Source organism: Pseudomonas fluorescens, from assembly GCF_005938625.1.
GTDB classification, from domain to species: domain Bacteria; phylum Pseudomonadota; class Gammaproteobacteria; order Pseudomonadales; family Pseudomonadaceae; genus Aquipseudomonas; species Aquipseudomonas fluorescens_BD.
This window is the reverse complement of record NZ_VCNJ01000003.1, coordinates 379,275-401,477: the sequence shown is the minus strand read 5'-3', so window position 1 is coordinate 401,477 and position 22,203 is coordinate 379,275. Positions and strand designations below refer to the sequence as shown.

The 22,203-nt window shown below is 59.8% G+C and carries 19 protein-coding genes; 7 read left to right on the top strand and 12 right to left on the bottom strand.

Annotated features, from left to right (window positions below; genetic code table 11):
• Positions 1-492: 492 nt before the first annotated feature.
• Positions 493-1,824, top strand: coding sequence for a glutamate/aspartate:proton symporter GltP (gene gltP, locus FGA82_RS03755; protein ID WP_141126068.1), 1,332 nt, complete (start codon positions 493-495; stop codon positions 1,822-1,824).
• 202 nt (positions 1,825-2,026) lie between these two features.
• Positions 2,027-3,256, top strand: coding sequence for a nucleoside recognition domain-containing protein (locus FGA82_RS03745; protein ID WP_007911793.1), 1,230 nt, complete (start codon positions 2,027-2,029; stop codon positions 3,254-3,256).
• Between the two features lie 120 nt (positions 3,257-3,376).
• Here the strand turns inward: FGA82_RS03745 and FGA82_RS03740 are convergent, their stop codons facing one another.
• From FGA82_RS03740 to FGA82_RS03695, 9 genes are all read right to left on the bottom strand, one after another.
• The gene (locus FGA82_RS03740; protein WP_141126067.1) at positions 3,377-4,003 is read right to left on the bottom strand and encodes an ABC-type transport auxiliary lipoprotein family protein; all 627 of its coding nucleotides are present in this window, start codon (positions 4,001-4,003) and stop codon (positions 3,377-3,379) included.
• Positions 4,000-4,938 (bottom strand): MlaD family protein, encoded by a 939-nt coding sequence (locus FGA82_RS03735; RefSeq protein WP_141126066.1) that lies wholly within the window; start codon positions 4,936-4,938, stop codon positions 4,000-4,002. The genes FGA82_RS03740 and FGA82_RS03735 overlap by 4 nt, the downstream gene beginning before the upstream one ends.
• Position 4,939: 1 nt before the next feature.
• Positions 4,940-5,743: an ABC transporter ATP-binding protein gene (locus tag FGA82_RS03730; protein ID WP_007911797.1), complete on the bottom strand. Its 804-nt coding sequence runs from the start codon at positions 5,741-5,743 to the stop codon at positions 4,940-4,942.
• A complete protein-coding gene (locus FGA82_RS03725; RefSeq protein WP_141126065.1) occupies positions 5,740-6,888 on the bottom strand; it encodes an ABC transporter permease in 1,149 nt (382 codons plus the stop codon). The genes FGA82_RS03730 and FGA82_RS03725 overlap by 4 nt, the downstream gene beginning before the upstream one ends.
• A 54-nt stretch (positions 6,889-6,942) precedes the next feature.
• On the bottom strand, positions 6,943-7,971 hold the full coding sequence (locus FGA82_RS03720; RefSeq protein WP_141126064.1) for a DUF5924 family protein: 1,029 nt from the start codon (positions 7,969-7,971) through the stop codon (positions 6,943-6,945).
• A 185-nt stretch (positions 7,972-8,156) separates the two neighbouring features.
• Positions 8,157-9,536 carry a M16 family metallopeptidase gene (locus tag FGA82_RS03715; RefSeq protein ID WP_141126063.1) on the bottom strand — a complete coding sequence of 460 codons (1,380 nt, stop codon included), beginning with the start codon at positions 9,534-9,536 and terminating at the stop codon, positions 8,157-8,159.
• Between the two features lie 168 nt (positions 9,537-9,704).
• Complete coding sequence (locus tag FGA82_RS03710; RefSeq protein WP_141126062.1) at positions 9,705-11,363, bottom strand: Na/Pi cotransporter family protein; 1,659 nt, start codon at positions 11,361-11,363, stop codon at positions 9,705-9,707.
• Positions 11,364-11,796: 433 nt separating this feature from the next.
• Positions 11,797-12,564 carry a TerC family protein gene (locus FGA82_RS03700; RefSeq protein ID WP_077575185.1) on the bottom strand — a complete coding sequence of 256 codons (768 nt, stop codon included), beginning with the start codon at positions 12,562-12,564 and terminating at the stop codon, positions 11,797-11,799.
• Positions 12,565-12,649: 85 nt separating this feature from the next.
• Positions 12,650-13,957, bottom strand: coding sequence for a CitMHS family transporter (locus FGA82_RS03695; RefSeq protein WP_034152221.1), 1,308 nt, complete (start codon positions 13,955-13,957; stop codon positions 12,650-12,652).
• Positions 13,958-14,279: 322 nt separating this feature from the next.
• Here FGA82_RS03695 and FGA82_RS03690 point away from each other — a divergent pair, with 322 nt between their 5' ends.
• On the top strand, positions 14,280-14,681 hold the full coding sequence (locus FGA82_RS03690) for a GFA family protein (RefSeq protein ID WP_141126061.1): 402 nt from the start codon (positions 14,280-14,282) through the stop codon (positions 14,679-14,681).
• Here FGA82_RS03690 and FGA82_RS03685 read toward each other — a convergent pair whose 3' ends face one another.
• The gene (locus tag FGA82_RS03685; RefSeq protein WP_141126060.1) at positions 14,682-15,008 is read right to left on the bottom strand and encodes a DOPA 4,5-dioxygenase family protein; all 327 of its coding nucleotides are present in this window, start codon (positions 15,006-15,008) and stop codon (positions 14,682-14,684) included.
• 83 nt (positions 15,009-15,091) lie between these two features.
• Here FGA82_RS03685 and FGA82_RS03680 point away from each other — a divergent pair, with 83 nt between their 5' ends.
• Positions 15,092-15,757, top strand: coding sequence for an NAD(P)-dependent oxidoreductase (locus FGA82_RS03680; RefSeq protein WP_141126059.1), 666 nt, complete (start codon positions 15,092-15,094; stop codon positions 15,755-15,757).
• A gap of 80 nt (positions 15,758-15,837) precedes the next feature.
• Here FGA82_RS03680 and FGA82_RS03675 read toward each other — a convergent pair whose 3' ends face one another.
• A complete protein-coding gene (locus FGA82_RS03675) occupies positions 15,838-16,788 on the bottom strand; it encodes a choline sulfate utilization transcriptional regulator (protein ID WP_141126058.1) in 951 nt (316 codons plus the stop codon).
• Positions 16,789-16,902: 114 nt separating this feature from the next.
• Here FGA82_RS03675 and betC point away from each other — a divergent pair, with 114 nt between their 5' ends.
• From betC to FGA82_RS03660, 3 genes are all read left to right on the top strand, one after another.
• Positions 16,903-18,417 (top strand): choline-sulfatase, encoded by a 1,515-nt coding sequence (gene betC, locus FGA82_RS03670; RefSeq protein ID WP_141126057.1) that lies wholly within the window; start codon positions 16,903-16,905, stop codon positions 18,415-18,417.
• 16 nt (positions 18,418-18,433) lie between these two features.
• Positions 18,434-19,354 carry a choline ABC transporter substrate-binding protein gene (choX, locus tag FGA82_RS03665; RefSeq protein WP_064389703.1) on the top strand — a complete coding sequence of 307 codons (921 nt, stop codon included), beginning with the start codon at positions 18,434-18,436 and terminating at the stop codon, positions 19,352-19,354.
• 364 nt (positions 19,355-19,718) lie between these two features.
• Positions 19,719-21,287 (top strand): SulP family inorganic anion transporter, encoded by a 1,569-nt coding sequence (locus FGA82_RS03660; protein ID WP_141126056.1) that lies wholly within the window; start codon positions 19,719-19,721, stop codon positions 21,285-21,287.
• A gap of 90 nt (positions 21,288-21,377) precedes the next feature.
• Here the strand turns inward: FGA82_RS03660 and aroE are convergent, their stop codons facing one another.
• Positions 21,378-22,199, bottom strand: a complete 822-nt coding sequence (gene aroE / locus FGA82_RS03655; RefSeq protein ID WP_141126055.1) for a shikimate dehydrogenase — start codon at positions 22,197-22,199, stop codon at positions 21,378-21,380.
• Positions 22,200-22,203 lie beyond the last annotated feature (4 nt).

The window sequence follows — 22,203 nt, the reverse complement described above, 5'->3', positions numbered from 1 at the left end:
CAATCAGACGAAACATTGATCCAGAGCGTCCAGCTCGTTGATTTTATCGCTGACACTGCGCGCGAAAACATTACGCGGTGTTTCCTGGCGACCGTATATCGACAAAAAAAACGTTTAAACAGTAGGACTTCTAGTCTTCCCACGTAGGCTTTTTCCTAAATTTTTTGTCGATTTTTCTTGTTCAAAAAACAACCAACCTACGCTGTGATGGCCGGTTCACGGCACTTATGCCGGCCGAAATGTCACAATCGAACCGGTTGGGACGCCAGTTTCATTAAAAAAAGCTCATGCCGATTCGGCATAGGGTAGGCGTTTACGGCATTAGACGGCGCAACCTTGCATCGGAATAGTTGCGCCTTTTTTCGCCTGCCGAAGAGCCGTAAATACTCGCTTCGGGGCACCTTATACGGAGGCAGATGCACAGACTTTTCCGCTAAAGAGCGTTCCAGTTCCTGCATGTGCCTGAGTCAAACGCAAGTAAGGGTAAAGATAATGAAGAAGGCAAAAATTAGCCTCGCCTGGCAGATCCTCATCGGTCTGGTTTTGGGTATTGCAATTGGTGCGTTGCTCAACCACTTCAGTGCCGAGAAGGCCTGGTGGATCAGCAATGTCCTGCAACCGGCAGGCGATATCTTTATCCGTCTGATCAAGATGATCGTGATCCCGATTGTCATCTCTTCCCTGATTGTCGGCATTGCCGGCGTGGGCGACGCCAAGAAGCTCGGGCGTATCGGCCTGAAGACGATCATCTATTTCGAAATCGTCACCACCATCGCCATCGTCGTCGGCCTGTTGCTGGCCAACCTGTTCCATCCGGGCACAGGCATCGACATGAGCACCCTCGGCACGGTGGATATCTCCAAGTACCAGGCGACCGCCGCCGAAGTGCAGCATGAACACGCGTTCATCGAGACCATCCTCAACCTGATCCCGTCGAACATCTTCGCGGCCATGGCCCGCGGCGAAATGCTGCCGATCATCTTCTTCTCCGTGCTGTTCGGTCTCGGCCTGTCGAGCCTGCAGTCGGACCTGCGCGAGCCGCTGGTGAAGATGTTCCAGGGCGTCTCGGAAAGCATGTTCAAAGTCACCCACATGATCATGAACTACGCGCCGATCGGCGTGTTCGCCCTGATCGCGGTGACCGTGGCCAACTTCGGCTTCGCTTCCCTGCTGCCGCTGGCGAAACTGGTGATCCTGGTTTACGTCGCCATCGCCTTCTTCGCCTTTGTGGTACTGGGACTGATCGCCAAGCTGTTCGGCTTCTCGGTGATCAAGCTGATGCGCATCTTCAAGGATGAGCTGGTGCTGGCCTACTCCACCGCTTCCTCGGAAACCGTGCTGCCACGGGTGATCGAGAAGATGGAAGCCTACGGCGCACCGAAAGCCATCTGCAGCTTCGTGGTACCGACCGGTTACTCGTTCAACCTCGACGGTTCGACCCTGTACCAGAGCATCGCGGCGATCTTCATTGCCCAGTTGTATGGCATCGACCTGTCGATCAGCCAACAACTGCTGCTGGTACTGACTCTGATGGTCACCTCCAAAGGCATTGCCGGTGTACCGGGCGTGTCGTTCGTGGTGCTGTTGGCCACTCTGGGCAGCGTCGGTATTCCGCTGGAAGGTCTGGCGTTCATCGCCGGTGTCGACCGCATCATGGACATGGCGCGTACTGCACTGAACGTGATCGGTAATGCCTTGGCCGTGCTGGTTATCGCACGCTGGGAAGGCATGTACGACGACGCCAAGGGCGAGCGCTACTGGAACTCCCTGCCACACTGGCGCAGCAAGGAAAAACTGCCGGCAGGTGAAATCTCCAAGCCGTAATGCAAAACCCTGTGGGAGCGAGCTTGCTCGCGAAGAGGCCGGCACATTCAACAATTGTGTTGATTGACCCACCGCCTTCGCGAGCAAGCTCGCTCCCACAGTGATTGATGCAAGGCTTACCAACGAACCCCGGAGAAATCCGGGGTTTGTCGTTTCTGGCGACCCCGCTATCATTCGCGGCATTCTTCGGGGGATTTGACTGATGCTTAATGGCCTGTGGCTTGGCTTCTTCATCGTGGCAGCCGTATCGGCGCTGGCGCAGTGGCTGATCGGCGGCAACGCCGGGATCTTTGCGGCGATGGTGGAAAGCATTTTCGCCATGGCCAAGCTCTCGGTCGAAGTCATGGTGCTGCTGTTCGGCACCCTCACCCTGTGGCTGGGTTTCCTGCGCATTGCCGAGAAGGCCGGGATCGTCGAATGGCTGGCCAAGGTGCTCGGCCCGCTTTTCCTGCGGCTGATGCCGGAAGTCCCGGCCGGTCACCCTGCCCTTGGCCTGATCACTCTGAACTTCGCCGCCAACGGTCTGGGCCTCGACAACGCGGCCACGCCGATCGGCCTGAAAGCCATGAAGGCGCTGCAGGAGCTCAATCCCAGTGCCACCATCGCCAGTAACGCGCAAATCCTCTTCCTGGTGCTCAACGCCTCCTCACTGACCCTGCTGCCGGTGACGATCTTCATGTACCGCGCCCAGCAAGGCGCGCCGGACCCGACGCTGGTGTTTCTGCCGATCCTGCTGGCGACCAGTTGCTCGACGATTGTCGGCTTCCTCTCGGTGGCGTTCATGCAGCGGCTGCGGATCTGGGATCCGGTGGTGTTGGCTTATCTGATTCCCGGCGCGCTGATTCTCGGTGGCTTCATGGCACTACTGGGTACGCTTTCGGCAACGGCTTTGGCGGGATTGTCGTCGATTCTCGGCAATCTCACGCTGTTCGGGTTGATCATGCTGTTTTTGCTGATTGGCGCGTTGAAGAAGGTCAAGGTTTACGAGGCGTTTGTTGAGGGCGCCAAAGAAGGCTTCGACGTCGCGAAGAATCTGCTGCCGTATCTGGTGGCGATGCTCTGCGCGGTGGGCGTGCTGCGTGCTTCCGGGGCACTGGATTTTGGTCTCGACGGCATTCGTCATCTGGTCGAGTGGGCCGGTTGGGACACGCGGTTTGTCGATGCGCTGCCGACGGCGATGGTCAAGCCGTTCTCCGGCAGTGCGGCGCGGGCGATGTTGATTGAGACGATGAAGACGTCTGGCGTCGACAGCTTCCCGGCGCTGGTCGCGGCGACGATTCAGGGCAGTACCGAGACCACGTTCTATGTGTTGGCGGTGTATTTCGGCGCGGTGGGCATTCAACGGGCGCGGCATGCGGTGGGGTGCGCGTTGCTGGCGGAGTTTGCCGGCGTCGTTGGCGCGATCTTCGTCTGCTACTGGTTCTTCGGCTAACCACTAATCCCATTGTGGGAGCGAGCTTGCTCGCGAAGGCGTCCGGTCAGTCAACACCATCGCTGAATGACCCGCCGCATTCGCGAGCAAGCTCGCTCCCACAGGGGGATTGTGTTGGGATCAAGGTTTCGGTGGGGCGAGTTTCTGGCCCTGGTCGACGGCCCAGGCGACGACTTTCGCGGTCAGGCGATCACTGGCCTGACCAAACCCGGCGACCACCGCTGGCACCTGCACATCGTTCAACGGCTGGCGCTCTTCAAAGCGGCGACTGGCCAGAATCCGTTGGTCATAACCGCGCACCAACAATGCATCGACGCGCACCACGACGCTGGCCTGCGAGCCCTGATATTCGGTCTGGAACGCCTGCAAACTCCCGCCCAGTTCCAGATCCGCAGCAAAGTTGCTGTCATCGGTACTGAGCAGCGTCACCCGGCCATCGCGCTGAAAGCCGTCGAGCAAACGGTTACGCACCAGCACCGGTGCCGGATCGCTCCAGCGCGAACCCTTGTAGCTGCTGATCACGTCACCCTGCGGAATCACCGCAATTGTCGGCCGGTTCAACGCCTCACTGGCCTGCAACTTGTTCAGCCGTAGCGACCACGACTGAGCCGATGCCGAACTGGCCGAGCCGGGCGCCTGTGCGATTGGCAGGCGATAGACGTCCGACGGCTCGGACTTGGGCAGAATCGAGCAGGCGCTGATCAAGGAAAAACCGGCAGCGAAGAGGGCGAGTCGAGTCAGCTTCATGGCGTGAATTCCTTGTTCTTGTCACGGCCCAGCAGATAACCGCTGGGGTTGGCCTCAAGGCGTTGGGAAATAGCTCGCAGCGAGGTCAGCGTCTCACGCAGTTCGCGGATCGCCGGAGCCAGACCATTGAGACCTTGCATGCCGTTGTCGAGGGAGTTTTCGTTTTTGCTCAGCAAAGTGCTGATGGTGGTCGTGCTTTGTTCCAGCGACTTCATCGCCTGCTCGGCGCTGCCCAGTGCCTGTTTGCCCTGGTCGTTGATCAAACCGTTGGCGTTGCGCATCAGCAGCGACGTCTGTTCGAGCATGCTGCCGGCCTGTTTGCCGACCGCCGCCAGTTGCTGCATGGCTTGCTTGATGTCGCCGCGCTGATCGTTGATCGTCCCGGTGGTTTGCTCCAGATGGGCGAGGGTTTTGCTGACGCGCTCGACGTTCTCGGCAGAGAACATCTGATTGGCGTTCTGCAGCAGCGCAGTAATGCCGGTCATCAAATCGTTGGAGTCATTGAGCAAGCGCGAAATAGGCGAGGGCGATGCAACGATGGTCGGCAGATTACCGTCATGCCCACGCAGTTTCGGGCTTTCCGGTGTGCCACCGCTGAGCTGGATGATCGACGTCCCCGTGATCCCGGCCAGCGCCAGTTTCGCCTGGGTGTCTTCCTTGACCGGCGTGTCACCGGCCAGACGAATCCGCGCCAGCACCCGCCGTGGATCTTTTGGATCAAGGCGCAGGTTGATCACATCGCCGACCTTGATCCCGCTGTACTGCACCGGGCTGCCCTTGGACAGCCCGCTGACCGCCTCGCTGAAGACAATTTCGTAATCCTTGAACTCGGTATCGACACTGGACTTGGCCAGGAACAGACCGAAGAGCAAGGCGCCTGCCACCACTATCACGGTGAACAGGCCGATCAACACATGATGCGCTCGGGTTTCCATGTCAGACCTCGTTGAGCAATTTGGCGGCGTCCAGCGCCGAGCGGCCGCGCGGGCCGTGGAAGTATTCGTGAATCCACGCGTCGTCGGTTTCCGAGACGACGTCGATGGGTCCTGCGACCAAGACCTTTTTCTGCGCCAACACCGCCACGCGGTCAGTGATGGTGTAGAGCGTGTCGAGGTCGTGGGTTACCAGAAACACGCTGAGGCCGAGCGCATCGCGCAGGGTCAGGATCAATTGATCGAACTGCGCCGCGCCAATCGGATCGAGGCCGGCAGTGGGTTCGTCGAGAAACAGGATGTCCGGATCCAGCGCCAGGGCCCGCGCCAACGCCGCGCGCTTGATCATGCCGCCAGAGAGCGACGCCGGGTATTTGTCCGCCGCCGACAGCGGCAGCCCGGCCAGCGCCAGCTTCACCGCCGCCAAGTGCTCAGCGTCGTTACGGCTGAGGCCAGCGTGTTCGATAAGGGGCAGGGCAACGTTTTCGGTCACCGTCAGCGACGAGAACAGCGCGCCTTTCTGGAACAGCACGCCGAAGCGCCGTTCAACCAGCGAGCGCTCATGCTCGGAAAGGCTCGGCAGGTTCTTGCCAAACACTTTGACCATACCTTCGCTGGGCCGGCGCAAACCGACAATGCTGCGCAGCAGCACCGATTTGCCACTGCCGGAGCCGCCGACCACGGCGAGGATTTCGCCTTTGTACAAATCCAGATCGAGGTTCTCGTGCACGCTCTGGCTGCCGAAGCGATTGCACAGCCCACGGACTTCGATCACCGCCTCCGAGGGCGCGCGGGGTAGACGACTCACCAGCCCATCTCCATGAAGAACAGCGCGGCCACCGCGTCGAGCACGATCACCACAAAAATCGATTGGACCACAGCGGAGGTAGTGTGGGCGCCGACCGACTCGGCACTGCCGCTGACCTTGAAGCCTTCCAGGCAACCAATCGCGGCAATGATGAAGGCGAAGATCGGCGCTTTGACCAAGCCTACGAGAAAGTGCTGAACGCCGATGTCCGACTGCAACAGCGTCAGGAACATCGCCGGCGAGATATCCAGCGATACCGCACAGACCACGCCGCCGCCAATGATCCCGCAGAGCATCGCCAGAAACGTCAGCATCGGCAGCGCCACCAGCATCGCCAGCACACGCGGCACCACCAGCAGCTCCATCGGGTCGAGGCCGAGGGTGCGAATCGCGTCGATTTCTTCGTTGGCCTTCATCGAGCCGATCTGCGCGGTAAAGGCACTGGCGGTGCGGCCGGCCATCAGGATCGCCGTGAGCAGCACACCGAACTCGCGCAGGAACGAGAAGCCCACCAGGTCCACGGTAAAAATCGTCGCGCCAAAACTGGCCAGCACCGTCGCGCCGAGAAACGCCACCACCGCACCGACCAGAAAAGTCAGCAACGCCACGATCGGCGCGGCATCGAGGCCGGTCTGTTCGATGTGCGCGATCATCGGTGTGATCCGCCAGCGCTTGGGCCGGAACAGGCTGCGCGCGATGGTTTCCATAATCAGGCCGACGAAACCGAGCAGTTGCAGGGTGTCTTGCCAGACCGTGTCGACGGCGCGGCCGATGCGCGCGAGCAATTGCACGCTGACGCTGATTTCCGGCTCCTTGATCGGCACGCAGAAATCGGTCATCGAGCAATACACGGTTTGTAGCAGCGCGCGGTCGGCGGAGGTCAGCGTGCAATCGGGGTGTTCAGCGGATTTGCCGAGGCGCTCGGAGCCGAGCAGTTCGACCAGCAACGAAGCGCCGGCGGTGTCGAGGGCGCCGAGGCTGTTCAGATCAATCGGCGTGTTGTCGTCGTATTGGCCGTGGAGCTTTTCGCTGAGGGTCTTGAGCTCGGCGTAATGGGCAAGCGTCCAGTCCCCGGTCACGCGCAGGCGGGCAGGGCTGATCGACGTGTCCAGTTGGGCATTCCCGCTGATCGAGCTGCTGGTCATAAGCTCCGTGCTTGTTCGTCTGCTAAGCGAACTAACGTAATAGCACGAACCGGATTACTTTTCTTTGATCGCTGTGCTGTCCGTGACTTCGAAGCGCAACACGCCGATGACCTGGCCGTCTTCGGTCAGCACGCGCACTTGCCACTTGCCTGCCGGGTTGCCTGGGAAATTCTGCTTGTGCGTCCACGCGCGGTAGCCTTCCTTGCGCCCGCCATGGATATCGAGGGCGATGCGGTCGACCTCTTTGCCGTTGAATTGCCAGACGTGATAGATCCGCTCATCCAGCCCGCGCGGCGCGTTGATTGCGGTGTAGGCATAGAGGCCATCACCACGAATCTGCTCGGCACTGACGGTGTTGAGGCTGTCACCGGGGGTGCGATCCTGCAGCTGCGTGCTGATCGCCACGTCGGTCATCCACAGCGTCGCCGGCGGCACCCACGAACGCAGCGCCCAACCGACGCCGCCAATGCCGACGGTGATGCACAGGATCGCCAGGGCATTGCGCACCGTGCGAATCGGGAAGATCGACGCCAGACTCGGGAACGACAACAGCACGGCAATGCCCAGCGCCCATTTGAAGCTCTGCGCGGTGGTCAGGTGCATGATCACCGGCAACGCAGTGAGCAGGGCGGCGAACAGGGTCAGGGTGTGCAGCGCGAGAAACGCCCAGCGCCGTGGCGCCAGCCATTTGTAATAGAGCGGATCGACGATCGAGATCAACGCGGCGACGCTGAGCAGGCCGGTGAAAAACAGCTGTCCGCTATTCCACGTGGTGGTGATGAAGAAGAACGGCAGGACAAAAAACAGGCTTTCCTGATGGATCATCTGCGTCGCATAACGCAGCAGCGGCTGGGGAATCTCGCGTTTGAACACGCGGGTGAAGAGGCCGGTGAGGGTGTTCTCCAGCATCAGCCAGATCCAGCTGAGCAGCATGATCACGGTGATCCAGCTCGCCAGCCCTTGCTGACGATCGACCATGATGAAACTGCCGACCCCGGAGATGAAACCGCCAAGCGCAATGACCCCGGGATAGCGCTTCATCAGTTCGAGGATGCGCTGGATCAGGAGCTGTATTTTTGGCATTTGGGCAGTTCACAACGCTGTAGGAAAAAACCTCGACAGAGTAGCGCCCGCCGGGCGTTGTGGCGAGGCTGCCGGTCACTTATTCGGTGCATTTCAGGGCCTCAAAAGATCGCAGCCTTCGGCAGCTCCTACATTTGGAACGCAATCCCCTGTAGGAGCTGCCGCAGGCTGCGATCTTTTGATCTTCAACCCCGCTTGCGGTGCAAACGCCAGCCGATCAGGATCAGCAACACCACACCCAAACCACCCGCGCTCAACCACAAAACCTGATCATCACTGAGCAACGGCTTCTCGATCCGCAAATACCCCGGCTGCAACAGCAACTCACGCATGGCCTTGTTCGCCGCCTCCAGCGTCACCCCTTGCAGCTCCCGCGCCGGGTTGGCGAAGCGGCCATCCTCGTAATCACTCAGTGCACTCCAGTAGTAATCCGCCATCGCGCTATTGCCTTGCACCGCCCACGCCTGATGGGCGATCGAGGCCTGCTTGATTCGCGCAAAGGTGTCCGGGTCGAGGCCGTTTTTCAGCAGATCAGCCTTGAGGTCTTCCAGCACCTGGATAGCTTCGTCGACGTCATCGCGATCAAGATCGGCATTCAGGCTCATGAAGCCAACGCCACCAAACACTTCACGCTCGGCCCACGGCCCGTACGACAAACCGTGGTTGAGGCGGATCTGTCGGTACAGCGCCCAGTCGAGGTAATCCTTGAGAATGTCGAACGTCTGGTCGTACTGATCATCGATCACCGGCTCCGGCACCAGCCAGTGCAGCTTGGCGCTGTCGCCGATAAAGCCACGGGTGAGGGTGCGCTCATGGGCGGCGCTGGTGCTGATGTCTGGCAGTGCACGGTGCTCGCTCGGATCGACCGCTTCGAGCGCGCCCCAGGTGCGTTCCAGATAGGCCGGCAGCAGTTTGTCGAGTTCGCCGACGACGATCAGCGTCATGTTGTTTGGCGCGTACCAGGCCTTGCGTACCTTCTCCAGTTGTTCCTGAGTCAGATGGCCGACCTCGGCGCGCTGCGGGCATTTCAGGCCCAGTTCGACGGCGAGCTGATTGCTCGCGGTGTGGCCCAGATCCTGACGATCGAGAAAGCGTTGCAGACGTGTGTAATGGCCGCCGTCCTCGCGCTCGACCACACGTTTGGCCGCATTGATAGCGTTATCGTCGATACGCGTTTGCGTAAGCAAAGCAAGCAGCAGATCGAGCACTTTGCGCTGGTTTTTCGCCGGCGCTTCGATGACGAAGGTGGTGTCGGCGTTGCTGGTGAAGGCATTCCAGTCACCGCCCAACGCTTGCATGCGTTCTTCCAGACCCCCTTCGCCAGTGGCATCGATGCCACTGAACAACAAGTGCTCAAGCAGGTGCGGCAACTCTTTTTCATCGCAGTCGAAATCATCGAGGCCGACGCCGACCACCAGCCGGATTGCCACATGCCCGCGTTCGGTGCCGGGCTTGAGCAGCAACTGCAAACCGTTGGGCAGCGCATAGCCTTCGACCTGAAAACGATCCAGGGCAAAGACGGGCAGGGAACCGAGCAACAGACAGGCGAACAACAGGCAACGCATAACAGGCTTCCATACGGCTGATTTGGAGATCCGTGTCGTCAGTCAGGGCCCCATCGCGAGCAGGCTCACTCCTGCATTTGGAATGCGTCCCCCTGTAGGAGTGAGCCTGCTCGCGATAGCGGCCTGAAGGCTGAATCAATGTAACTGACTAAACCCAGCCCCAGACGTTCAAGGCGAATGCGTAATGTCGGCAATATCATCCGCCGCCAGCGCCCCGGTATCCGCTGTTTCCAGCACCACATACGCACTGCCGCAAAACAGCGAATTCAAGCGTTTCATGTCGGCAATCAATTCCAGGTGCAGCGAACTGGTCTCGATACTCTGCACGATCTTGCGTTGCAAACGGCTGACATGCGCGTGGGCCAAACGGCGTTCCTGGGCGCGAAAACGGCGTTTCTCGCGCAGCAATTGCCGGGCACTTTCGCGGTCGCCGCTGAGGAACACCGAAAGGCCCAGGCGCAGGTTAGAGATCAATTGCTGCTGCAATCCGGCCAGATCCTCCAGACCTTCTTCGGAAAACGAACGGCGCTGCGAGGTCTTCTGCTGCTGGATCTTGCGCAGCATGCGTTCGATCAGGTCGCTGGCCAGTTTCAGGTTGATCGCCAGCTCGATGATCTCGGCCCAGCGCCGACTGTCCTGCTCGCCGAGGTCTTCGCGGGGCATCTGCGCCAGGTAGAGCTTGATCGCGCTGTACAAGGATTCGATGTCATCGGTCAGCCGACGTATTTCCTGGGTGACAGCGGTCTGCTTGCCGCGCAGTACATCAAGGGTGGCGTCGAGCATGTTCTCCAGCAGATCACCCATGCGCAGGGTTTCCCGCGCGGCGTTGGCCAGCGCCAGACTCGGCGTGACCAGTGCCGTCGCGTCGAGGTGACGCGGCTTGGCCGTACCGTTGACCTCCGGGCGTTCTGGCAGCAACCACGCGCAGAGTCGCGCCATCGGCCCGACGCTCGGCAGCAGAATCAGGCAACGCGCGGTGTTGTAGAGCAGGTGGAAGCCGATGACCATTTCCTGCGGGCTGAAATCGAGGCTGTCGATCCAGTGCACCAGCGGGTCGAGCACCGGAATGATCAGCAACAGGCCGATCAGCTTGTACAACAGGCTACCCAGCGCCACTTGCCGGCCGGCGGCGTTCTGCATGCTGGTGCTCATGAACGCCAGCACGCCGCTGCCGATGTTGGCGCCAATCACCAGACCAATCGCCACCGGCAGGCTGATCACACTGGCGCCGGCCAGGGTCGCGGTGAGCAGCACGGCGGCGAGGCTGGAATAGGAAATCATCGCGAACAACGCGCCAACCAGGGCGTCGAGCAGGATGTCACCGGTCAGCGAGGCGAAAATCACCTTCACACCTTGCGCATGGGTGATTGGCGCGGCGGCCTCAACGATCAATTGCAGCGCGAGAATGATCAACCCCAGCCCGATGGACACCCGGCCCATCTGCCCAAGGCGCGTCTGCTTGCGCGACAGAAAGAAAATCACCCCGAGGAAAATCAGCAGCGGCGACAACCACGACAGGTCGAAGGTCAGCACCCGCGCCATCAGCGCAGTACCGACGTCGGCGCCGAGCATGGTCGCCAGCGCCGGGGTCAGCGCCATCAGGCCTTGGCCGACGAATGAGGTTACGAGCATGGCGGTGGCGTTGCTGCTCTGCACCATCGCGGTGACGACGATGCCGGCGACAAAGGCCAGCCAGCGCTTGGACATGTTCTGGCCAATCACATGGCGCAGGTTGGTGCCGTACACCCGCAGGATGCCGGTTCGGACGATGTGCGTGCCCCAGATCAGCAGGGCCACGGCGGAAAGCAGATTGAGCAGGGTGAGCATGCAGACCCCCTGTAATAGCAGTGCCCCAGAGGAGCAAGTTGACGGTACCGCGCGGTTTCTACGTTTTTGATACTTAAGCTGTAGTTGGCTAACGGTCTGGGCGCCAGCATTGCACAGCTAAAGTGTCGATTGAAACAAAAGTGTCATGAAAAGCGCTTCATACACACCCTTTTAAATCAACGCCGCCTCCTGTGGGAGCTGGCTTGCCAGCGATGGCGTCGGCACAACCAACATTGATGTCGCCTGACACTCCGCTATCGCTGGCAAGCCAGCTCCCACAAGGTCCGCAGTGCCTGAATGTTGCACAAACAAATGTGGGAGCGAGCTTGCTCGCGAAAGCGGTGGGCCAGCCAACATTTCTGTCGACTGACACGAAGCCTTCGCGAGCAAGCTCGCTCCCACAGGGGGTATTGCGTGCGTCTGGACTACCGGGTTACTGGCCCGGGATGTCCTTGCGCAGTTTCACCGGGTCTTGCTGCTGTTTTTTCTTGGCCATCGCGCCGCGCAGCTTGATGTTGATCGCCTCAACTGCCAGCGAGAACGCCATGGCGAAGTAGACATAGCCCTTTGGCACATGCACGTCGAACGACTCGGCAATCAATACGGTACCGACCACCAGCAGGAACGACAGCGCCAGCATCTTCAGCGACGGGTGCTTGTCGATGAATTCGCTGATCTTGCCCGACGCCAGCATCATCACCAGCACCGCCACAACGATCGCCGCCACCATGACCGGCACGTGGGAAACCATGCCCACTGCAGTGATCACCGAATCCAGCGAGAAGACGATGTCGATAATCGCGATCTGGATGATGGTGTAGAGGAAGTTGCCGCCCTTGCCACCCGGGGTTTCGTCGCTTTCGTCTTCGCCTTCCAGCGCGTGGTACATCTCTTGCGAGCTCTTCCATAGCAGGAACAGGCCACCGAAGAACAGGATCAGGTCGCGGCCGGAAATGCCTTGGCCGAATACTTCGAACAGGTCGGCGGTGAGGCGCATGACCCAAGTGATCGACAGCAGCAACAGGATGCGGGTGATCATGGCCAGGCCAAGACCGAAGATCCGGGTGCGCTGCTGCATGTGCTTGGGCATGCGGCTGACCAGGATCGAAATCATGATGATGTTATCGATGCCGAGGACGATTTCCAGGGCGGTCAGGGTGAAGAAGGCAACCCAGATTTCGGGGTTGGTCAGCCATTCCATGTGTATTCCTTTGAACGATTGTTAAACCGAAAAAGGTCCGGGCTTCAAACCGCGAAGCCAGGACCCGAAACGGTGAGTCTTGGGCTTATAGAGTGCTGAACACCGGGAAAGTCCCCAACAGCAGTGCAGCAATCAGGATGCAGATACAAACCAGGATCGCCCATTTCAGGGTGAAACGCTGGTGGTCACCGAAATCGATGCCGGCCAGGGCCACCAACAGATAGGTCGATGGCACCAACGGGCTCAGCAAGTGGACGGGTTGACCGACGATCGAGGCACGGGCCATTTCCACTGCGGTGATCCCGTAGTGGCTGGCGGCTTCGGCCAACACCGGCAACACGCCATAGTAAAACGCATCGTTGGACATGAAGAAGGTGAACGGCATGCTCACCAGTGCCGTGATCACCGCCAGGTAAGGGCCGAGGAAATCCGGGATCACCGCCAACAGGCTTTTCGACATCGCATCGACCATGCCAGTGCCCGACAGGATACCGGTGAAGATACCGGCGGCAAAGATCAGTCCGACCACTGCCAGCACGCTGCCGGCGTGAGCCGCGACGCGATCCTTCTGCATCTGCAGGCAAGGGTAGTTGACGATCATGGCAATACTGAACGCCACCATGAACAGCACAGGCAACGGCAGCAGGCCGGCGATCAGGGTGCACATCAGGCCGAAGGTCAGGGCGCCGTTGAACCAGATCAGTTTCGGACGGCGGGCATCCGGGAATTGCGAGACGCTGATTTCGCTGTGATCGATCTCGTCGCCAGCCAGGTGCAGTTCACCGAGACGCGCACGCTCACGTTTACCGTAGAAGTAGGCAATCAGCAGGATCGCCACCACACCGGCAGCCATCGCCGGGATCATCGGCACGAAAATGTCCGATGGATCGACATGCAGCGCACTCGCCGCACGGGCGGTCGGGCCACCCCACGGGGTCATGTTCATCACGCCACCGGCGAGGATGATCAGACCGGCCATGATCCGCGGGCTCATGCCGATGCGGCTGTACAGCGGCAGCATGGCGGCCACGCAGATCATGTAAGTGGTCGCGCCGTCACCATCGAGGGAAACGACGAGCGCCAGTACGGCGGTGCCGACCGAAACCTTCAGCGGGTCACCCTTGACCAGTTTGAGGATCTTGCGCACGGCCGGGTCGAACAGGCCGGAGTCGATCATCAGGGCGAAATAGAGAATGGCGAACATCAGCATCACGCCGGTCGGCGCGAGCTTGGTGATGCCTTCGAGCATCATCGGGCCGATCTTCGGTGCAAAGCCACCGAACAGGGCGAAGACGATCGGGATGATGATCAGCGCAATCAGCGCGGACAGGCGCTTGGTCATGATCAGGAACATGAACGTGATGACCATGGCGAAGCCAAGGAAAGTCAGCATGGGAATACTCCAGGCGTAGCGCGGCTAGTTAAATGAGCAGATCGGGCCGATCAGCGCAGAACGGGAAGCACGAGACATACGGGCGGAGTTGAAGCGAGGAGGCGGGCTACAGAGGACATCAGAATCACCATTGTTGTTGTTAATTGGGCCGTTCGTGCGAGGTATCACACGCGTTGGCCAACCGGTCTGTTGCCGGAAGTGGAGGCGATCCTAATCGCGGAAGCTTTCAGCTACCTTTCGCTGAAGAAAGCTTTGAATGAACGGTCAACCGGCCGTCGGATGCGAACTAAAGTCAATAAACACGGAAAGGAGGGCTTTGGTCATGAGCCAATTGCACAGCGGCGGCTGCCATTGCGGACACATTCGTTATCAGTTCAGTGGGGCCTTGCAGGACATCGCTCATTGCCATTGTTCGATTTGCCGCAAGGTCAGTGGCGGGATTGTCACGACGTGGATCACCGTGCCGGCGGCGAATTTCCAGTGGCTGGCGGGGACGCCGTCGCGCTATGACTCCTCAGATAGTTGCGCGCGGTTCTTCTGCCCACACTGCGGCGCGCAATTGGCACTGATCACGTTATTCAGCCCCGAGAGCGTAGACGTGACCATCGCCACCCTTGATCACCCCGAGCTGGCACCCGCCGAACGACATATCTGGACCGACAGCCAATTGCCCTGGCTGCATCTGGACGAGCATCTGCCAGGCGAAGCAGAAGAAACGCTTTGATCAAAAAATAGACAGGTCCAGCGTTCGGATCGCGCCCATCCAGATCGCGTGCTCCGTATGATCGAGCAAGTCATCGCCAGTATCCGGGTGCAAAAACACCACCAGGCCTTTGCGGTTCAGCGCCAGCCATGGCAGCACATCAGTAATCAGCTCGGGGCCGAAGGCCAATTGGCAACTCCAGTCCGGATGCGGCCCGACCGGTCGTTCGTGGACGCGGCCCATTTTCAATGGAAACAACTGCGCGGCCTGCTCACACAAGGCCCGTGCCTGCTCAATGGTACTGGCGTCGAAATAGACGTGGGCGTGGTAGCCCTTGATCGCTTGCATCGCAAACCCTCGGAAATCGGTTCGAACCCTCGGCGTTGCCCGTATGTCACACGCCATACAAGGGACAATAAAAGGGATCAGCCATGAAAAATGCCGAAACCCCGGCGGTAAAGGTGGTGCTCTATGGTGCCATGAGTAGCCTGGGCAGCGCGTTGATGGCTGAATTGCTGCGGCGTCAGCACGAAGTCATTGCCATCCTCGACAATTTGACCGCACTCGCGCCGCGCCCGGGGTTGCGTACCAAAACGGGCGATTTGTTCGACTCGGAGCGGATCAATCAGAGCGTGGCCGGTAGTTCGGCGGTCATCTGTTTACTGGATGCGCCGGGGTTGCCGTTCAGTAGCGATCAGGTGGAACGGGCTGTCGTGCTCGGGCCGGTAGAGCAGGTGCTGGCCGTTGATGCGTTGGTCGATGGGCTGCAAGCGGCCAATGTGTCGCGGTTGTTTCTGGTGGGGGATTTTGCCGTGCTCGATGAGCCGGATGTCGATAATCGCCTGCAGCGCCACGCCGCCGAGGAAATTCGCGAAGCCGTGCAAAGCAGCCCGCTGCACTGGACGCTGGTGAATGCGCCGCACGGCGTGGCCGGGCTGACCATCGAGCATTTCAGTCAGGTCGGCAGTAACCTCGAACCGGGACTGGCCGAACCACTGGAGCGCTTGAATCGCGTGGCGGTGGGCATAGCCGATGAGCTAAGGCTGAATTTGCATGTGGGTGAACATGTAAATTTTGTGGCGGCTTCAGACTCGTAAAAGATCGCAGCCTTCGGCAGCTCCTACAGGGGACCGCGTTCCAGATGTAGGAGCTGCCGCAGGCTGCGATTTTTTGACTTTCAAACCGCGATCGAAGGCAGTGCGAGTCCATTAAGCGACTCAGCACTGCTCGCCTGTTCCGCCATCAACCAATCGACAAACTGCTGAATCAACGCACCCCGGCGTTTGCGTTGCGGCAGCACTACGTAATAACCGAGGCGCGACAGGGTCGTTTCGGCTATGGGTCGGCACAGCAAACCCTGACTCAGCAAGTTATCCACAAGGTGCCGCCAACCAATCGCCACGCCTTGGCCGCCAATTGCCGCTTGAATCAACAGAGTGTAATTGTCGAAGCGCAATTGCCCCGGCGCAGGCGGCGTGGTGATGCCGAGTTGGCGAAACAGGCCGCTCCAGTCAAACCAGTTGCTGCTGTTTTCCCCGCGCAGGTGCAACAACGGAAACTCCAGTAACGCCTGAGCAGGCAGGGGCAGGACGCGATCCTTGAGCAGTTGCGGGCTGCACACCGGGAACACTTCTTCGCTGAACAGCCAATGGCTTTCGCCCTGTTTGAAACGTCCATCACCGAACAGAATTGCCACGTCAATATCGGTGCGCAGCATGTTGTGGTTGCGTTCACTGGTCACCAAGCTGACGTCGACCTGCGGATTGGCTTCGTGAAAACGGTGCAAGCGTGGCATCAGCCAATACGCGGCGAAGGCGAAATCGGTGGCAACTTGCAGGACCTCATGTTGCTGCTGTGCGCTGATCGCGCTCAATCCTGCATCGATATTCTGCAAACCGAGGGTAACTTGCTCAAACAGTATCCCGCCGACTTCGGTCAACTCGATCCCACGGTAGATGCGATCAAATAGCCGCGTGCCAAGCTGGTCTTCCAGCCGTTTGATCTGCTGACTGATCGCTGGTTGCGTGGTGCCCAGTTCTACCGCTGCCGCGGTAAAACTGCGATGCCGGGCTGCCGCTTCAAAGGCTCGCAGCAGGTCGAGCGACAGATCGCCCAAGGATTCATACATAAGCTGTGCTTATCCTAGTCATTGCCCGGTGCGGGCTTTACCCGACACAACATGGACTCCATGCTCGATCGCAGCAATGTCGCATAAATATTCACTATGGAATGCCGCGATCACATGAAGCGCAAGAATATTCTTTTCATCATGGCCGATCAGATGGCCGCGCCACTGTTGCCGTTCTACGGCCCATCGCCAATCAAACTGCCGAATCTTTCCCGCCTCGCCGCCCAAGGCGTGGTGTTCGATGCCGCTTATTGCAACAGCCCGTTATGCGCGCCGTCGCGGTTTGCCCTGGTCAGTGGCCAGTTGCCGAGCAAGATCGGCGCCTATGACAACGCTGCCGACTTCCCTGCCGATGTTCCCACTTACGCTCACTACCTGCGCCGCCTCGGCTACCGCACCGCATTGTCCGGCAAGATGCACTTCTGTGGCCCGGATCAATTGCACGGCTACGAAGAACGCCTGACCAGCGACATCTACCCGGCCGATTACGGTTGGGCCGTGAACTGGGATGAGCCGGAAGTGCGGCCGACCTGGTATCACAACATGTCCTCGGTGCTGCAGGCCGGACCGTGCGTACGCACCAATCAGCTGGATTTCGATGAAGAGGTGGTGTTCAAGGCGCAGCAATACCTGTTCGATCACATACGCGAGGATGGCGATCAACCGTTCTGCCTGACCGTTTCGATGACTCACCCACACGACCCGTACACGATTCCCAAGGCGTTCTGGGATTTGTACGACGATGCCGATATCCCGCTTCCGACAACCCCGGATCAGCACGAACTCGACCCGCACTCGCAGCGCCTGCTCAAGGTCTACGACCTGTGGGACAAGCCGCTGCCTGTGGATAAGATTCGCGATGCGCGCCGGGCATACTTCGGGGCGTGCAGTTATATCGACGCCAACGTCGGCAAACTCCTGCAAACCCTCGAAGAAGCCGGCCTGATGGGTGAGACGATCATCGTCTTCTCCGGTGACCACGGCGATATGCTCGGCGAGAAAGGCCTCTGGTACAAAATGCACTGGTACGAAATGGCGGCACGCGTGCCCCTGTTGATAAGTGCCCCAGGCCAATTCGATTCCGCCCGCGTGAGCGCTGCCGTGTCGACTGCCGACCTGTTGCCAACCTTTGTTGAACTGGCTGGCGGCACGCTGGAACCTGGCTTGCCGCTGGACGGGCGATCGCTGGTTCCGCACCTGCAAGGGCAGGGCGGTCATGACGAAGTGTTCGGCGAATACATGGCCGAAGGCACCGTCAGCCCGTTGATGATGATCCGTCGCGGCGCCTACAAATTTATCTACAGTGAAAGCGACCCTTGCCTACTCTTCGACATAAGTAATGATCCGCGCGAACTGGAAGAACTCAGCCAATCGCCGCTGCATCGCCAGCTGTTCGACGATTTTCTCGCCGAAGCGCGGGCCAAATGGGACATTCCGGCGATTCACCGGCAAGTCCTCGCCAGCCAGCGCCGCCGCCGTTTCGTTGCCGACGCATTAACCATCGGCAAGCTGAAGAGCTGGGATCACCAGCCACTGGTGGACGCCAGTCAGCAGTACATGCGCAACCACATCGACCTTGATGATCTGGAACGCAAAGCACGTTATCCACAACCCTGCCAAAACCAATAATGTTAAGGGGAAGTCCATGCGTAAGTTATCCACAGTAGTGACGGTTGGCCTGCTCGCGCTGAGCAGCGCCTCGGCCTTCGCCGAGCAAAGCTGCGACACGGTGAAAATGGCCGATCCGGGCTGGAGCGACATCGCCGCGACCAACGCCATCACCGGTTTTCTGTTGGACGGCATGGGCTACAAGGCCAAGGTCGACACCCTCGCAGTGCCGATCACCTTTGGCGGTTTGAAGGACGGTCAAGTGGATGTGTTCCTCGGCAACTGGATGCCGGCGCAGCAGGGCTTCTACGACAAGTTCGTCGCCACCGGTGACGTCACGCAACTGGCGAAGAACCTCGACGGCACCGAATTCACCCTCGCCGTGCCGGATTACGTGTGGGATGCGGGTGTGCATAACTTTGCCGATCTGAACAAATACGCGGACAAGTTCGAGCGCAAGATCTACGGCATCGGCTCGGGCGCGCCGGCGAATATCTCATTGCAGGAAATCATCAAGAAGAACGACTTCGACATGGGTCAGTGGAAGCTGATCGAGTCCAGCGAACAGGCGATGCTGGCTGAAGTGTCGCGGGCGGTGAAGAAACAGAAATTCGTCACCTTCCTCGGCTGGACGCCGCACCCGATGAACGTGCAGTTGAAGATGCATTACCTGAAAGGTGGCGAGAAGTACTTTGGCGACACCGGCAGCGTGTTTACGTTGACCCGCAAGGGCTATGCCGAGGCGTGTCCGAATGTGGGCAAATTGCTGACCAATCTGTCGTTCACTCAGGAGATGGAGAACAGCATCATGGCTGAGGTGGTGAACAAGAAGGTCAGCAATGCCGAGGCGGCGAAGGCGTGGATCAAGGCGAATCCGGCGGTGTTGGATAAGTGGCTGGATGGGGTGAAGACAGCTGACGGGAAGGATGCGTTGGCGGCGGTGAAAGCGAAGCTTTGATTGAAGGGTGGCTGGAATTGGGTTTGGCTTGAGATTTTTGCCCCCTCACCCCAGCCCTCTCCCCCAAGGGGGCGAGGGGGAAAGGGAGCCGATCTTTATGCTATTCAGAACCCGAGTTCGACTGGATATCTCAGGTCAGCGTACCTCCCTCATCCACCTCGGTCAGTCCCCACTCCCCCCGGGAGAGGGCTAGGGTGAGGGGCTCTTGCTGTTTCAGAACCCGAGTACGACCTGATTTTTCAGGTCGATGTATTCAGTCCAGACACCTCGGTCAGTCCCCTCTCCCTTTGGGAGAGGGCTAGGGTGAGGGGCCTTTCCCCTGACACCCTGATAACCTTGAACAAAACCCCAACCGCGAGGACCCATGGCCTTCCCCAGCCGCCACTCTCTCTTCCCCTTCCTCACCTGGCTACCGCGGCAAACCCGCGTCAGTGTCGGACGGGATCTGATCGTCGGCCTCAGCGGCGCAATTCTCGCGTTACCCCAGTCGATTGCCTACGCACTGATCGCTGGTCTCCCACCCGAATACGGCCTCTACGCGGCAATCATCCCGGTGCTGATCGCCTGCCTGTGGGGTTCGTCGTGGCATTTGATCTGCGGCCCGACGGCGGCGATTTCCATTGTGCTGTTTGCCAGTGTCAGTCCCTTAGCGGTTCCGGCGTCTCAGGACTACATCACCCTGATCTTGTTGCTGACGTTTCTGGCAGGAATTTTCCAGTGGCTGCTCGGTTTACTGCGTTTCGGCGCGCTGGTGAACTTCGTCTCGCATTCGGTGGTGCTGGGATTCACCCTCGGCGCGGCGGTGGTGATCGCCATCGGGCAGTTGCCGAACCTGTTGGGGCTGGAGTTAGCAGCGAAAGCCACGGCACTGGCGAGTCTGATGGATCTGCTGCAACACCTCAGGGCTGTGGATAAGCCTTCGCTAGCATTGGGTTTGGCCACGGTGGTCGTCGGTGTCGTGTTGAAACAATTGTTGCCGCGCTGGCCGACGCTGTTGATAACCCTCGCTCTGGCCAGTCTGCTGGTGTGGCTGTGGCCGGCGATGTTCGGCCATGTGCATCTGGTCAGCGCTTTTGTCGGACGGTTGCCGCCGTTCAGTGCGTTGCCGCTGGATCTGGATTTGATCTTGCGCCTGCTGCCGAGCGCCGTCGCAGTGGGCATGCTCGGGTTGGTTACCAGTCTGTCGATTGCCCGTTCGATTTCCGCGCGCTCGCAGCAATTGCTCGATGCCAATCAGGAAGTCCGCGCGCAGGGCTTGTCGAATATCGTCGGGGCGTTCTTTTCCGGGTCGTTGTCGGCCGGATCGTTTACCCGTTCCGGTTTGAGTTACGAGGCGGGCGCCTGCTCGCCGCTGGCCGGGATTTTTTCGGCGATATGGGTGGCGTTGTTTGCGATTTTCGGCGCGGGGCTGATTTCGCACATTCCGATTCCGGCGATGGCGGGCAGCATTCTCTTGATTGCCTGGGGCCTGGTCGATCATCGCGCAATTCGCGCCTTGCTGCGGGTCAGCCGTGCCGAGTTCGTGGTGATGGCGCTGACTTGTCTCGCGACGTTGCTGCTGGAATTGCAGACGGCCATTTATGCCGGTGTGCTGGCCTCGCTGTTTTTCTACCTCAAGCGCACCTCGCAACCGCGCGTGCAGCATTGGCGCGACGGCGAGGACGATGTGTTGCGCGTCGGCGGGTCGATCTTTTTCGGCGCCAGCCATTATCTGCAAGTACGCCTGCAACGCATGCACGGCGCGCGGGTGGTGATCGAGGCGCAGCAGATCAACTTCATCGACTATTCGGGGGTGGAGATGCTGCATCAGGAGGCACGGCGCCTGCTGGGCCAGAATCGCAGCCTGACCATGCGCCGGGCGCGGCCGCAGGTGGTGGAGGAGTTGAGGAAGCTTGAAGGGCCGGAGAAATGTCCGATCCGGTTTGAGGATTGATCAAAGACCGGCGGTGCGGCCATTCGCGAGCAAGCTCGCTCCCACATCTGATCGCATTCCACTGTGGGAGCGAGCTTGCTCGCGAAGCTTTTAAAGGGCCAGTTGTCGACGCAACTCTGTGAGCACGGGCGCAGTGTCCGGGCGCACGCCGCGCCACAGGTAAAACGCTTCTGCGGCCTGCTCGGCGAGCATCCCCAAACCATCCATCGATACCGCTGCGCCATTCTCGCTGGCCCAGCGGCAGAACGCCGTCGGCTCCTTGCCGTACATCATGTCGTAGCACAGGGTCTTGCCCGGCTCGATCAGGCTCGGCGCAATCGGCGGCACTTCACCGGTCAGGCTAGCCGACGTGGCGTTGATGATCACGTCCACCGGCTCACGCAACCAGTCAAAACCACTGGCCGACACTGGCCCCAGGTCGCAGAACAACTCTGCCAGCAATTCAGCCTTGTCCACTGTGCGATTGGCGATGATCACCGACGCCGGTTTCTCCGCCAACATCGGTTCCAACGCACCGCGCACCGCGCCACCGGCACCCAGCAGCAGGATGCGTTTGCCGCTCAGGCTGAACCCGGCGTTCACCGTCAGATCTCGCACCAGTCCGGCGCCGTCGGTGTTGTCACCGAGCAGCGAGCCATCGGCCAGTTTGCTCAAGGTGTTCACCGCGCCGGCCCGTTGTGCGCGCGCGGTCAGGCTGTTGGCCAGACGGTAGGCATCTTCCTTGAACGGCACGGTGACGTTGGCGCCGCGACCTTCCTGGAAAAACGCCGTGGCGCAGCCAGCGAAATCATCAAGCGGCGCCAGCAGGGTGCTGTAGTCGAGGTGCTGGCCGGTCTGTTCGGCAAACAGCTTGTGAATCATCGGCGATTTGCTGTGGCCGATCGGGTTACCGAAAACAACGTAACGATCCATCAGA